This is a genomic window from Xanthomonas sp. NCPPB 2866 (genome assembly GCF_041475745.2).
Taxonomy (GTDB): Bacteria; Pseudomonadota; Gammaproteobacteria; order Xanthomonadales; family Xanthomonadaceae; genus Xanthomonas; species Xanthomonas arboricola.
The window spans coordinates 630,940-645,701 of record NZ_CM192975.1 but is presented as its reverse complement, the minus strand read 5'-3'; the positions used below and the strand labels follow the sequence as shown (position 1 = coordinate 645,701).

General features: G+C 67.1%; 8 protein-coding genes and 2 pseudogenes. 1 reads left to right on the top strand and 9 read right to left on the bottom strand.

Annotated features, from left to right (window positions below):
• Positions 1-926 precede the first annotated feature (926 nt).
• From ACCQ04_RS02770 to ACCQ04_RS02730, 9 genes and pseudogenes are all read right to left on the bottom strand, one after another.
• Positions 927-1,277, bottom strand: a complete 351-nt coding sequence (locus tag ACCQ04_RS02770) for a DUF3325 domain-containing protein (RefSeq protein WP_226426913.1) — start codon at positions 1,275-1,277, stop codon at positions 927-929.
• Complete coding sequence (locus tag ACCQ04_RS02765; RefSeq protein ID WP_226426914.1) at positions 1,265-1,588, bottom strand: hypothetical protein; 324 nt, start codon at positions 1,586-1,588, stop codon at positions 1,265-1,267. Before ACCQ04_RS02765 ends, ACCQ04_RS02770 begins: the two co-directional genes overlap by 13 nt.
• Positions 1,585-3,183 (bottom strand): PepSY-associated TM helix domain-containing protein, encoded by a 1,599-nt coding sequence (locus tag ACCQ04_RS02760; protein WP_226426915.1) that lies wholly within the window; start codon positions 3,181-3,183, stop codon positions 1,585-1,587. The genes ACCQ04_RS02765 and ACCQ04_RS02760 overlap by 4 nt, the downstream gene beginning before the upstream one ends.
• 64 nt (positions 3,184-3,247) lie before the next feature.
• Positions 3,248-5,779: a TonB-dependent siderophore receptor gene (locus tag ACCQ04_RS02755; RefSeq protein ID WP_226426916.1), complete on the bottom strand. Its 2,532-nt coding sequence runs from the start codon at positions 5,777-5,779 to the stop codon at positions 3,248-3,250.
• Positions 5,780-5,897: 118 nt separating this feature from the next.
• A complete protein-coding gene (locus tag ACCQ04_RS02750; RefSeq protein ID WP_226426917.1) occupies positions 5,898-6,947 on the bottom strand; it encodes a FecR domain-containing protein in 1,050 nt (349 codons plus the stop codon).
• A gap of 9 nt (positions 6,948-6,956) precedes the next feature.
• A complete protein-coding gene (locus tag ACCQ04_RS02745) occupies positions 6,957-7,466 on the bottom strand; it encodes a sigma-70 family RNA polymerase sigma factor (RefSeq protein WP_016902856.1) in 510 nt (169 codons plus the stop codon).
• 418 nt (positions 7,467-7,884) lie between these two features.
• A pseudogene (locus ACCQ04_RS02740) lies at positions 7,885-9,675 on the bottom strand (hypothetical protein); the annotation flags it as partial.
• 218 nt (positions 9,676-9,893) lie between these two features.
• Positions 9,894-10,299, bottom strand: a pseudogene (locus tag ACCQ04_RS02735) (hypothetical protein); the annotation flags it as partial.
• A 205-nt stretch (positions 10,300-10,504) separates the two neighbouring features.
• Positions 10,505-12,682, bottom strand: a complete 2,178-nt coding sequence (locus ACCQ04_RS02730; RefSeq protein WP_226426919.1) for a translocation/assembly module TamB domain-containing protein — start codon at positions 12,680-12,682, stop codon at positions 10,505-10,507.
• Positions 12,683-13,068: 386 nt separating this feature from the next.
• Between ACCQ04_RS02730 and scpC the strand changes: the two genes are divergently transcribed.
• Complete coding sequence (gene scpC, locus ACCQ04_RS02725; protein WP_226426920.1) at positions 13,069-14,583, top strand: succinyl-CoA:acetate CoA-transferase ScpC; 1,515 nt, start codon at positions 13,069-13,071, stop codon at positions 14,581-14,583.
• The last annotated feature ends 179 nt before the right edge of the window (positions 14,584-14,762 follow it).

Below are 14,762 nucleotides of genomic sequence, written 5' to 3'. Positions count from 1 at the left end.
CGTGATGTCCTCACTGGTTGCGGGCTCCTTGGCCGTATGGATGCAGCCATGGAACTCCACGGATGATTTACGACGTGTCCCGGAAGTGGTGAAGGTATCGCGTGTTGAACAGCGTCAGAGTTCGAAAGCCGGCTGTTTGCGCTCAGGCCGGATGAGGCGGGCAAGCAGAGGCGAAGCATGTGATCTGAGGCTTCCTTGCAGGGCCCTTGCCCGCCCACCATCGCAGGACACGCCGCAAGTACGTCCTTGTAGGCTCTTACGCGGCATCCATGCCGCGTAAGGTCCCGCGACGGTAGGCGGGCAAGGACCTGGCGAGATGGTCGGTCTGCATGGTTGCAAGCGGTGCATGCGGTTCACGAAGTGCGCTGGTTGGATCACTCGGCATTCGCCCAACTTTCATCATTTCTCCATCGCAAGCCGAGCGGCAGGCAGGCCTCCAACACGCAACCTGAAAATGTCACGTCTGCGACGCAGTCCGAGTCACACGCTTTCAGGAAAGCAGCCGACCAACTGTCTGGTGCGGTGGCCTCGCCGGTTGCGGGACCGTGTGGCGGCATGGATGCCGCCACCGAGCCCCCAGGGATGGGTTCACGGCGTGTCCCGCGAGCGGTGAGGACGCCGCGCACTCGACTCACCGAGCTTTTTGATTCAAGCATCCGATCGCGGCTGAACAAGCCCACCGTTCTCGGTCTCGACTGCCTTGTGCCTTGTGTACTGGGGCTTGGAAAGTGCAGATGGATCAGTTGTAGAGCGGCGGCTCTGCAGACTGGCTGCAGAGCCCTTGCCCGCCCACCATCGCAGGACACGCCGCAAGTACGTCCATGTAGGCTCTTACGCGGCATCCATGCCGCGTAAGGTCCCGCGACGGTGGGCGGGCAAGTACCAGTCGAGATGGTCGGTGTGTGTGGCTTTCAAACAACAGCAAACTACAGCACGTGCCAACCCATCACGCCGCATGCGACGCAGCCCAGCAGCACTGCCAGCCACGCACTCCAGCGCGGCGCGTACGCCAGGCCCAGCGCCACCCACAGCGCGGCCACGCTGACAAACCCCAGCCACAACAAGGTGCCCACCGTTCCGCCCCAAGCGAGCACGCACAGCATCAGCGCGGCGATCAACAGAAAGACAGCCATCGCACGCAGCAACCATCGCTGCATGATCGGCGCAGTGCGGCGGCCGGTGAGCTGCTCGTAGTGGCGATGCATCGCCACGGCCAGGGCCATCATCGCGGCATGGCAGAGCGCGGTGTCCAGCAGCGCGGTGATCAGCCCATCCATGGCGGATGTCCCAGCAACCAGCTCGCACCGCCCAGCGCAGCGATACCCACGCCCAGCCAGCCCCACATGCGCAATGCACTGCGCGCACGAAACATCCACAGCACGACGACGGTGTAGATGGCGAAACTCAGCAAGGTCATGCTCAGCACCGAGACCGCAGGCGACACGCCGGCGAACCGCGACAGCAGCTGCGCCAGCACGCTGCAGCCGGTGGAGGTCAGCGCATAGCCGCCGACGCTGGCAGCAAGCACGCGACCGGCAACCGACCAGCGGTAGCGCGTCACCGACGCGGTGCTCGAAGCAGGCTTCACAACACATCCATCGCGGCAGCGGCACCACGCCTGGCGCGTGTCGGTACCGGTCGCACGGCGCTGCGGTGCGCCCGATACGCTGCGTAAGCAAATGCAACGCCGAAGACGAGCGAGACCAGCTCGACCCCGGCGCGCTGCAGGTCGCCGGCAACCAGGTACACGCCCAGATGCTGCCCGGTGGTGACCGCATTGAGCAGCGGCAAGCCGACACATAGCAGCGCCGTCATCGCCAGTTGCTCCACCCATGCACGCGCGGGCGGGCGCAGCAGCGCATGCAACAGCGTTGCTGCCCATACCCACAGGAATGCGTGGATCTCGATCTGGCTGCGCCCGGCCTGCGCGATCGGCACCAGGCGGTTGGCATAAAAAGACGCAATGCTCGCCAAGGCGGTTCCCGCAAGCGCGGCGACATTGAGCGCTTCCACCACCCGATAGATGCCGGCGGTGGCCGCGCCGAACTCCTGCTCGCTACGCCGACGCCGCTTGATCGAAAACAGCAAGGTGCCGGTGGCCATCATCAAGGTGCCGGCCAGGCCGCAGATGAAATACAGCCATTTGCTGGTCCAGCCGCCGAACCCGGCCACGTGCAGGGTCTTGATGACTTCTTCCACATCCTGCGCGTGCAGGTCCGTGCGTGCGGCATCCGCGTGCCGCTCCAGCAGCGCGCCACTGTTCGCGTCGAATACCACGCTATTGGCTGGGTTGAGCAGGCGCCGCGAGCTGCCGGTCGCGGCCACGCGCGCGATCACGCGCAGCTTGCTGCCGGGTTGATCGGGCCGCTCGATCACCAGCGTTTGCGCGGGCGCAGAGTTAAGCGAGTCTGCACGCTGCACCAGCTCCGGCAGATAGGCGGGCACGTTGTTGACTGCTGCTTCGTCTGCGCTGGTCGCAGGCACTGCCGGCGACAGGTCATCGGCGTAACGCGTGTAGGCGTCCTCGTCGCTGCCATACAGTGCGTGCAATGGCGCGGGCATGTAGCTGGTGTAGAAATACGCCAGGCCGGTGTAGACGATCATCAGCAGGAAGGGCAGCGTCAGCACCGCCGTGGCGTTGTGCGCGTCCAGCCACGAGCGCTGTCCCTTGCCCGGGCGGAAGGTGAAGAAATCCAGAAAGATCCGCTTGTGCACGATCACCCCGGATACCAGCGCGATCAGCCCGCACAGCGACACCCAGCCCACCAGCCAATAGCCGGGAATGCCGCCGTGCAAGGTGTAGTGGAAGCTCATGAAATGCCGGCCGCCTTCGGTCTGCCGGCCCCACGGAGACGGCAGCAACTCGCCGCTCCCGGGGTCCAGCGCTGCCTGATCCTGGCCCTCTGGTGTCCGCCAGAACAGCGTGAGCGCCTCACCCGGCTGCGCGGGCAAGGTAATCCGCCACAGGCGCGCCTGTGGCGCAAGCTGATGCAGCTGCGCCAGTGCACGCGGCACCAGCGCTGCTTCCGACAGGACCGTCTGCGTGCTCGCACTCGGCAAGGCCGGTGTGCCCTGCATCCAGCTGGTGATCGGATCGCGGAATACGCTGAGCGTGCCGGTCAGGAAGATCGCGCACAGCAACCAGCCACAGCTCAGGCCGCACCAGGTGTGCAGCCAGGCCATGCTTTGGCGAAAGCCTTCTTTCATCCGGCACGCGCCATGCGCCACCGCAGCGCTGGTGCCCGCATCACAGCGCGCCGCGCAGGGTCACCATCACGTTGCGCGGCTCGCCGTAATAGCGCCCGTTAACGAAGCTCGACAAGGTGTTGTAGTAGTGCTTGTCGAACACGTTGTTGAGATTGACCGCCACCGACCATTGCCGGTTGACCTGGTACCGCGCCAATGCATTCCAGACCGCACGCCCCTGGATCGGCGCGGTGGCAGTGCCGATCTGCCGATACGCCGCGCTCTGCGCGCTGACACCGCCACCGACGGTGACGTCCTGCAGCACGCCCGGCAGACGGTAGGTGGTCCATACCCGCAGCAGGTGCTTGGGCGTGTAGCTGTTGAAGGTCTGGCCCTGGCTGCTGACATCCTGCAGATAGGTGGTGCGGTTGAAGGTGTAACCGGCAAACACGTTCCAGTCGTGCAGCACCTCGCCGCTGACTTCGGCATCGAACCCGCGGCTGCGCACCTTGCCGCTGTCGATGTAGCAGAAATCGTTGTTGCGGCAGGTGGGGCTGGTGGTCAGGTCGGCCTGGGCGCGGTTTTTCTGCTCGATCTGGAACAGCGCAAACGCGCTGTTGATGCGTCCGTCCAGCCACTCACCCTTGATGCCAAGCTCGTAGTTGGCACCGGTCATCGGCTTGAGCATCTCGCCGGCTTCGGTCTGCGCGTTCTGCGGCTGGAAGATGTCCGCATAACTGGCGTAGGCCGACCAGGTCGGGCTCAAGGCGTACAACAGGCCGGCATACGGCGTGACCTGCCCGGTCTCGCGGGTGTGCTCGATCGATTGCGACGGCGACAGCCCGGTGGTGGTGGTGTTCCACAGGGTGTCGTGCCAGCTCACGCGGGTGCCGACGATGGCCCTCAACGGATCCGTCAGCTGCCAGCGCAGTGCGCCGTACAAGCCGAATTCGCGCGAGGTGCCATGCCGGGCCTCGCGTGCATTGGCGAAGATTTCCGCATCGCTGATCGCCCGCACATTGCGCTGCAGATTGAACACATTGAAGGTCTGGAAGTTGTTCTTGTTGCCGTAGACCGTATCCACGGTGGTCTCGGCGAAGTTGCTGCCGATCACCAACTCGTGCCTGCGCCCCAGTGCATTGAACTGCCCGATCACATTGGCGTCGAAGCCGAAGGCGTCCGCATCGGAAATGGTGCGCGCGGCCAGCAGCGCGCCGATGCCGTTGGCCGGATTGATCGCGCGGCTGGAGCTGGCATATTTCAGATCGTGCAGCTCGCGTACCTGCACCGCACTGAGCTTGAACACCCAGTCGGCATTGAAGCGATGGTCCAGGTCCAGATACAGCCCGCGATTGGACGAGGACTGCCGGTTCCATGCCGCACCCAGATTGGTCTGGCGTGGCAGGCCGATATCGCGGCCATCGCTGAAACTGGGCAGACCGCCGAAGAACGGCCGGCCTTCCACCTGTTCGTAGCTCACGCCCAGGCTGAGCTGGGTCTGCGGCGAGAACGTGTAGTCGAGCGTGCCGTAATAGGTGGGCGTGCGGCGCGTGACCCCATCAACGAACGAGCGCTGCTCCTGGTAGTCGATCACTCCACGCGCGCGCAATGCGCCATCGGCGCTGAGGTTGGCGCCGCCATCGATCAGCGCGCCGTAGCGATCCCAGCTGCCGCCCTGCACCATCACGCTGACGCCCGGCACATCCAGCGGGCGCTTGCGCACCAGGTTCACCGCGCCACCGGGATTGCTTGCGCCCTGCAGCAGGCCGGCCGCACCGCGCAGCACTTCGGCGCGATCGTAGATGCCCATGTTGGCGCTGTAGTTGCTCGCCCGGCCATACATGCCGCGATTGAGCGGCACGCCGTCGTACTGCACCGTGGTGATGTCGAACCCGCGCGAATAGATGTACTTGCCGCCCTGCGGGCTCTGCACGATGGTGATGCCGGTGGTGCTGGCCAGCGCGTCGTAGACCGAGGTGATGTTCTGCTCGTCCATCAACTGACGGGTGACCACGCTGATCGACTGCGGGATGTCCTTGAGCGCCTGCTCACCGCGGCCGATGCTGACCGCGCGCGCGGTATAGCTGCCGGTGCCGCTGGTGGCCGCACTGCGGTTGGCCTGCGCGGTGACCTTGACGGTGGGCAGCAGCCACGCGTCCACCTCGCTATTGTTCGCGCTCAGCTGCGGCGCGGCGCGCAACACGTAGCCGCCGGTCTGCAACGGCACGGCCTGCAAGCCGCTGCCAGCCAGCAGCGCAGCCAGGGCGGCCGGTGCGGTGTAGCTGCCATCCAGCCCGGCGGTGGTCTTGCCGTCGGTCTGCGCGGCGGTGAAGCTCAGCAACAGGTTGGCCGAACCGGCCAGTTCACGCAGCGCCGGCGCCAACGGGCCGGCGGGGATGCGGTAGGCCTGGCGTGCATCCTGCGTGGCAGGCGCGGTCTGGGCGATGGCATCGGGCATGCCCGCACACACGCCCAGGCTGCAGAGCGCAACCGCCACGGCCGTGCCCAGCGGCCGCTGCACGGCCTGCACCAGGGCGTTGCGCTGCAACGACGAAGAGGAAAGTTGGCCGCGGCGGCGGGCAGTGATCGACATGCTGTTCCCACAAAGGTTTGGTGTCGCACTGACACCGTCATTGGGGAGGTGCCACAACTGCGGCGATCGGGCAGCCCGGATGCAAACTTTTTTCGGCGAGGTGCCGGCTGGCGGCGCCTCAGCCCTGCCCGGCCGCCTGCACCGTCACCCAGTAACGGCTGCGCCGGCTCACCCGCACCGGCAGCACGCTGGGCAGCATTGCCAGGATGCGGTCGGTGTCGTCCAGCGGGAACACGCCGGAGACGCGCAGGCCGCCCACCTGCGGGTCGCAGCGCAACAGCCCGGCGCGATAACGGTCGAGTTCGGCGAGAAACGCATCCAGGCGCCACTCGTCGGCGACCAGCTGCCCGCGCACCCAGGCCGCGGCCTGTGCATCGACCGGCGCGATGGCGCCGAGCGCCTCGGCAGTAAACCGACACTGCTCCCCCGCATGCACGCGCCCGACGGCCTGCGCGGCCGCACGTGGCCGCACCTCCACCGCGCTTTCCAGCACGCTCAGCCGGGTGTCGTGTTCGTCCTGGCGCACGCAAAAGCGCGTGCCCAATGCATGGATATCGCCCTGCGCGGTGCGCACCAGCAGCGGCCGCGCATCGTGGCCCGCGCCCAGCGCGTGCGCGGTGGTCACCATGATCTCGCCGGCCAGCAACTGCAGCAGCCGCTGCTGCGCGTCGAACCGCACATCGATGGCGCTGCCTGTGTTGAGGGTGATGCGGCTGCCGTCCTGCAACTGCACATCGCGGCGCTGGCCGGTCGCGGTGGCGTAATCGGCGGTGGCGCGCTGCCAGCGTTCGGTGCGCGAGGCCAGCACGCCGGTGGCCCCGGCCACCCCGCCCCACAGCAGCAGGTTCAGCGCCTTGCGCCGGCCAGCTGATGCCTGGCCGTTGCTGCCCGCATACGGCGACAGGCTGCGATAGGCCGCCTGCGGGGTCAGCGTCTTCAGCCGCCCGGTCACCGCCTCGATATGCGCCCACGCCCGCGCGTGGTCCGGATGCGCATCGCGCCACTGTTGCCAGCGCTGCAGCTGCGCCTGGCTCGCGGTGCCGGACATCAGCACCGTCAGCCACTGCGCGGCCTCGTCGGCGACCTCGGCGCTGATCGGTTGCCCGCCGGCCAGCGGCGCGCGCTGGCCGGCAGCGGTGCGCGCACGACGTGAGGCGGCATCAGCCATCCGTGCAGCTCACGCCGACAGGGCGAACAGGCAATGCCGGTTGGCACGCGTGAGGTATTGCTTGACCGAGCTGCTGGACACGCCCAGCCGCTGCGCGATCTGCGCGTAGCTCAGCTCCTGCAGATGCGCCAGCAAAAAGGCTTCCTTCACCTTGGGCGGCAGGCCATCCAGCGCCTGGTCCACCTGCTGCACCGCTTCCAGCGCCAGCAGTTGCAGCTCCGGCGACGGCGCCAATTCCTCCGGCAGCGCAGCCAGCAGTTCCAGGTAGCTGGTTTCCAGCAACTTGCGCCGCTGCCGGTGCGCCATCAGCCGGCGCGCGATGGTGGCCAGGAACGGGCGCGGCTCGCGGATCTCGTCGGCGGCGCCCGCGCTGATCACGCTGATGAAGGTGTCCTGCGCCAGGTCGGCAGCCACGAACGCATCGCCCAGCTTGCGCCGCAGCCAGCCCTGCAGCCAGCCGTGGTGGTCGGTGTACAGGCGCTCCACCTGCTGATGAAGCGCGCCTTGCGTGACCGACACGATGACCTCCTGGACGGCTGGACCCAGGCGGCAAGGCGCCCGGTGATAAATGAGAATTGATCTCATTCTAGCGGAAGCCGGCGACGTATGCAGGCGCGGCCGCTGGCCCCCCATCACGCGGATCGAGAACAGGTAGGCGGTTGATGCTCAAAGCGACCCGGCAGTGGCCTGGGCAAGCCTTCAACATCTGGGCGTTTCGCGCGCTGAGCGGAGGCCAAGTGGCCTGACTGGCCAAGCTTCAGGCAATAAAAAAGCCCGCTTGCAGCGAACTGCCAGCGGGCTTTGCTCCCTCCCCCACGTCGGGATGCAGGATCATAGTGCGCGCCCCGAACGCCACTTGCACGCTGCACTGCAAAACAACACCAGGCAGTACAGAACTGGCGCTTTTTCCTTCACACCGCATTGTCGCGCGCCGACCTCAGCGCAGCAGATCGGGCTGAGCCTGGTACCACTCCGGTGCACGCAGCAGATGCCATTCCGGGGTCTGGCCGCGCAACCCAACCGCCGCGCTCAACATGCCCCAGCGCGCGAGCAGACTGCCGCTGCGTTGGCTGCCCTGCAAACGCAGGCGCGCATCCACCTGGAAGCGTTGGTTGCGCGCCTGCAAACGATCGACGATGACGGTGTCGCCCTGCCAATGCACGCGCCCGGTCACCTGCGCCTGGCCTGCATCCACCAGCCGCAGCATCCAGTTCGGAATCGAACGGTCGCGCGCGTACAGCGCCATCAGGAACGCCAGATCGCGCACCTGGATGCGCACGCGTCCATCCACACCAACCGGCTGGTGCCATTGCATGCGGGTGTCCTCCAGCACGATGCGCGCCCACCAGCCATCGCGCCGCTGACCATCCGGCCCGGTGAATCCGATATTGCGCAGCTGGATGGTGCTGGCGTCGAGGCGAAAGTTTTCCGCACGCAGATCGCCGCGTTGCAAGCGCAGATCCGCATCCACATCGCCACGCAGTGCCAGGCCGGCAAACTGCAGCCGCGCCGCACGCGCACCGATGCGCAAGCCACCCTTGCCGATACGCCCGCCGGGTTCGATCTGCAGATCGCCACTGAGCACACCATTGCCGCCATCGAAACGCAGTTGCTGCCGCGGCAGATAGCGGTTGTAGGCACGCAGATCCGGCACGCGCGCATTGGCGAACACCAGATGCGCGCGCGTGGCGTCGCGCAGCGTGGCCAGGTTGCGTGCATCGGCGCGCGTCTGCAGATCCAGACGCAGATCGCGGCCCTGCACGAACGGGCGCGTGGGCGCATCACTGTGCGCAATGGAGAACTGCTGCATCTGCAAGGCAAGTGCCGGCAGCAGCTGCCCGTTCGCATCGGCGCTCACCCGCAGGTCGGCACTGGCCTGCCCATCGATCGCATGCCCCATCACGCCGACATGCGCACGCACGTGCGGCACCTGCAGGCGACTGCCGGCACCGAGCTGGCCGCGATCGATGCGCAGATCCGCATCCACCAGCCCGTCGCCTTCCAGCGTCAGCCAGTCCACGTCCGGGAACAGCGCCGGAATCCAGCTCAGCGAAGACAGTTGCCAGTGCAGGCGCGCATGCCCGGAGGTGCGCGGCAGCAGGCTGCGCATCGATTGCAGCGGCAGCTGCCGGCCCTGCACGCGCAGATCCGCATCCAGGGTCAGCCCGGCATCGGCCGGCTCGGGCATGCTCACCTGCAGGCGCATGTCCTGATCCACCTGCAGTTGCGCTGCAAGCTCGCCCAGCAGGGCGGCCGGCGTGCGCGTGCTGTCGTGCAGGGGTGCGCGCCATTGCAGCTGGCTGCCGGGCTGCAAGGCGCCACGTATCCAGCGCAACTGCCCATCCGCACGCCCCGTGCCGGCGCGTGTGGCGAGCGTGTGGCGCCCCTGCGCATTACGTACGACATCCAGTGCCGCGGTGTCGCCATGCACGCTCACCTGTGCATCGGCAAGCTGCAGCATTGCCAGCCCACGTGCCTGCTCCGGCGCATGCCGCGCGATGCTGGCTTCGATGCGCAGCTGGCCGTTGCGCAGCACTTCGCTGTCACCCCAGCGCATGCGTGCGTTGTCGAAGCGCGCCTGCGAGGGAAACACTTCCATCGGCCCGCCACGCAACTGCTTGAACAGACCGAGCTGCAGCTGACCATCGCCTTCGATCCGCAGCTGACGCAGCGTCACTGCCTGCACCTGATCGGCGACGATGCGGTCGAACTGCAGGGTCCAGGCCGGAGCGGTCGATGCGGGACCTGCGGGTGCGCCAGCGGTATTGGCGACCCCGGCGGATGGCGGCATGCGGGCGGCTGCGCCGGTCGTCCGTGCGGGCGGCTGCGTGCTCGCCGCGACGTCTGGGGTGCGTGTGGGTGGCTTGTCCTGCGCGGTCGTTGGCTGCGGCGTACCGGCTGCGTCAGCCGCTGGCGCGGCAGCCACCTGCGTGTTCGGCGCTGTCCCCGGCGCTGGCGTCGCCACGGTAACAGCTGTGGGTACAGCCGCCTGCATGCCGCCGCGCACACCGTGCGCATGCAGCTCCGGCACCAGCAACTGCCGATGCAGCAACGGCAACAGCCGCACCTGCCCGCTCATGCGCTGCGCGCTGACGTTCCAGCGGGTGCGTGTGGAGCGGCCTTGCAACTCCACCTTCCACAGCGTCAGCCGGCCCGGCCACCAGGTCACTGCCGGGCCCCAGTGCATGGTGAACCGGTCCGGCTTGCGATTGAGCGCGGCCGGCCCGAGTGGCGTGTTGAGCAACAGGTTGCCGAGCAGCAGATAGCTTGCGTACACCACCAGGAACGCCAGCAACGGCCAACGCACCGGGCGGGGCAAGGTCTGCCAGCGGGCGCGAACAGGCATCGTCATGACGGCAGGCTCCTGAAGACCGCGCACGCGGCGTGGCGCAGTGTGCCAAGGAAACCGTGAGCGCGGTGCGCAGCGGCGATTGCGGCTGGGCACCGGCAGGCTGCCCGGTGTGCAGTGGATGTCCTACATGCCCGGCAATGCGCGCACTGCCTCATCGAAGACGGCAAAGCTGGCCGCAATACGCAAGCCTCAGACAACGAGCCGCTTACTTCGCCTTCGATACCGCCGGCAACAACCCCGGCTGCGCGTCGTACCACTCGCGCGCGCCGGCCAGATGCCACTGGCGCTGCTTGCCATCGAGTTCGATCCCGGCGCCCAGCACGCCCCAGCGCAGATACAGATCGCCGCGCCGCTGCTCATCGTTCAAGGCCAGCCTTGCACGCAGCGACAGCCGCGCATTCTCCGCATGCAGGTCGTCGATCAGCAACTGCTGCTTGCGCCAACGTACCCTGCCGGTGGCGTCGAGCTCGCCCGAATCCAGCAAGCCCAGTACCCAGCGCGGATAGTCGGCACGTTGCGCAAACACCGACAGCAGCGGCGCGACATCGCGCATGCGGATCGCCGCATCGGCATCCACCTGGAACGGTGCGCTGGCCTGGATGGTGCCGGCACCGACCTGCATCTGCCCCCACCAGTTGGAGTCGCTGCTGTCGTCGCCCACACGCATATTGCGCAGGCGCACGCGCGTGCCGCTGAGGTCGAAGAACTTGTTCTTGAAATCGGCACGCTGCAGCTGCGCCTGCAATTCGGCATCGCCACGCATCTGCACGCCGGCCAGCGCCAGATGCGCGCCCTGCCCGCGCAGGTTGGCGTGGCCGCTGCCCACATCGCCGGCGGCATTGAGCGCGACATCGCCGGTCAGGCTGCCGCTGCCGCCGAGCAGGCGCACGTTCTTGCCGGGCAGGTAACGGTTGTAGACGGTGAGATCGGGAACGCGCGCATCGCTGAAACGCAGCTGCGCCTTGAGCGTGTCGCGCAGGCGCGCCAGTTCGGCATCGCCATGCATGGCCAGCTGCAGATCGCGGCCGTCCAGCAGGACCTGCCTGGGCGCATCGCGCGGTGCGGCCTTGAAGGTGGGGATGCTCACCTCCAGATGCGCCTGCGGCGTGGCGGCATCGTCGATGCGTCCATGCGCCTTGGCGATACCGGCCAGCCGCGTATCGAACACCTGCGCCACCGCCTCCACACGCGGAATCTCCAGGCTGCTGCCGCTGGCGAGCCGGCCCTGCGCCAGCCGTAGATCGGCCTCGACCAGGCCGCCGCCTGCGAGCTGGAACCAGGGCTTGCGCACGAACAGCTCGGCGATCCAGTTCAGCGATTCGAACTGCCAGCGCCCGCGCACCTGCCCGGACAGGCGTGGCAGTACCTGCGCAGGATCCTGGAAGGGAATGCTGCGTCCGGCGATGCGCAGATCGGCCTGCAGTTCGCTGCCCGTCTTCTCGTCGCGCGGCAGGCGTGCCTGCACGCGGATGTCGCGCGCCACGTCCAGCTGCAGCGCCAGCATGCCGCGGTCGGTCGCGCCGACGCCGGCCATCAACGGCAGACGCCAGACCGCATGGCTGCCCTCCTGCAGGGTGCCGCGATCCAGCGTGATGTCGGCCTCCACCCGCGCCGCGGACGGCCCGCTGCGGATGTCCACGTGCGGCGCGCCGGTGTCGATCTTCAACGCCACGGTCGCCGCCTTCAGCTGCAGGCGCGCATGGGTAATGCCGAGCTTGCGCAGGCCCGGCGCCTGGTCGCGGTAATGGCGCGGAAACTGGAATTGCGTATCCAGCTGCGCGCCATTGAACACCTGCACCCCGTCATAGCTGACCACCGCATCGCGAAAGCCCGCTTCGGAGGGAAACAGCTCCGACGGCCCGCCCTTGAGCTGCTTGAGGAAGCCGACGCTGCCGTGGCCCTGCCCGGCGATCAGCAGCTTGCCCAGGCGCGCACTGCGGATGCTGTTGCTGGTGATCGCATCGAAGCGCAGCGTCCAGCCCTGATCGCCGCGCGGCGGTGGCGGAATGGGCGTGTCGGAGGTTTCCACTTCCGCTTCCAGGCCGGTGGCATGCAGCCAGGGCAGGCGCACCTCGCGCCGCAACAGTGCAAGCAAGGCCACGCGCGCATTGGCGCGGTCGGCGTGAAACACGTACACGGTGCGGTTGGCCTGCCCACGCATGCGCACGTTCCAGGCCATCACCTGCCCCGGAAACACGGTCAGTGCCGGGCCGGTCTGCATGGTGAATTTATGCGGCTGCCGGTTGGTGACGGCATCGAACAGCGGCGTGTTGAGAAACAGGTTGCCGGCCAGCAGATACAGCGCATACAGCGCCACCAGCACGACCACTGCGATGCGCCCTGGCCGGGGCCAGCGCTGGAAGCGGTCGCGAAGAGAGGACATGGGCGCAGGCAGAAGTCGAGTCTGCCGCCACTATCGCGGTTGCGCTGGCGGCGAGGCGTGAACATGGCCGGTAGCGCATCACCGCATCCGCTGCACGGCAGCTGGGGATGCGTTGACGATGTACCACAGCGCAGCAGTGCACAGGGCTTGCCGGCCTGCGCTCACCAGGCGACCGCAGGCCTGCCAGCGGCGACGCCGACGCCAGGCTGCAGAAGCGGCAACGAAAGCGGACGCAGCGTCGATGTATTGCCCCAACCGACCTGCCACGCAACAGCCCGCTTCGCACGCAGTTGCGGCCATCCGCACCATTGCATTGCACCATGGTCGCAGCGCGGCCAACGCATGCAGCGGCGATAATGGCAATCCCCTGTCCCGCTGTGCCGCCCATGTCCGACGAACGCATCCTGTACGCGCCGCTGCGCGAGCGCCTGGTTTCTGCCGAGGCCGCTGCCGCATTGATCCAGCCCGGCGAGACCGTGGCGATGAGCGGCTTCACTGGCTCCGGTTACCCCAAGGCGGTGCCGATGGCGTTGGCACAGCGCATCGAAGCGGCGCATCTGCAGGGCCAGCCATTCCAGATCAAGCTGATGACCGGCGCATCCACCGCGCCGGAACTGGATGGCGCGCTGGCCAAGGCCGACGGCATCGCCATGCGCATGCCGTTCCAGTCCGACCCGGACGCGCGCCAACGCATCAACGCCGGCACGCTGGACTATATCGACATCCATCTCAGCCACGTCGCCCAGCACGTGTGGTTCGGCTTTTACGGCCAGATCGACACCGCCGTGGTGGAAGTCTCGGCGATCCGCGCCGACGGCAGCCTGGTGCCGTCCACCTCGATCGGCAACAACAAGACCTGGCTGGACCTGGCCAGCAAGGTGATCATCGAGGTCAACGATTGGCAGCCGGCCGGCCTGGATGGCATGCACGACGTGTACTACGGCACTGCGCTGCCGCCGCAGCGCAAGCCGATTCCGTTGATCCACGGCGACGACCGCATCGGCGAGCCCAGCCTGCGCTGCGATCCGGACAAGATCGTGGCAGTGGTGCGCACGCATGGCCCGGACCGCAACAGCCCGTTCGCTGCCGCCGACGACAGCAGCGAACGCATCGCCGAGCACCTGATCGCGTTCCTGCGCCATGAAGTGGGCAAGGGCCGGTTGCCGGCCAGCCTGCTGCCGCTGCAATCGGGCGTGGGCAATATCCCCAATGCGGTGCTGGCGGGGCTTGCACGCAGCGGCTTCCGCGACCTGGAAGCGTTCACCGAAGTGATCCAGGACGGCATGCTCGCGCTGCTGCGCGATGGCGTGCTGCGCTACGCCTCGTGCACCGGTTTTGCGCTCAGCCCGGAGGGCAACGAGGAGTTCAAGCGCAATATCGATTTCTACCGGCAGCGCATCATCATGCGCACGCAGGAGATTTCCAATCATCCGGAGCTGGTGCGCCGGCTCGGCTGCATCGGCATGAACGGCATGATCGAGGCCGACCTGTACGGCAACGTCAATTCCACCCACGTGATGGGCAGCCGCATCATGAACGGCATCGGCGGTTCCGGCGACTTTGCGCGCAACGGCTTCCTGTCGATCTTCCTGAGCCCCAGCATCGCCAAGGCCGGCAGCATCTCGTCGATCGTGCCGATGGTCAGCCATGTCGACCACACCGAACACGATGTCTCGGTGATCGTCACCGAACAAGGCCTGGCCGATCTACGCGGCCTCACACCCAAGCAACGCGCACGCCAGTTGCTCGATCACTGCGTACACCCGCGCTACCGCGATGCGCTGGAAGATTATGTGGCGCGCGCCAATCGCGACAGCTATGGCAAGCACACCCCGCATCTGCTGACCGAGGCGCTGTCGTGGCATCAGCGCTGGTTGGAGACGGGGGATATGTTGGGGTGAGCGGGATCGGGAATCGGGAATCGGCGGTTTAGCGCAGCGTGGCGGTGTTGCTAGAGGGATCGGAGCACGGCCGTCATGCCAGTGTTTAACGCTTCGCGAACTTCATTGCTGGCATCGACATGCTGCGACATCGCGATGTCACGGATGTGGAGGATAACGTTCCTGCCCGCTCGCATTCG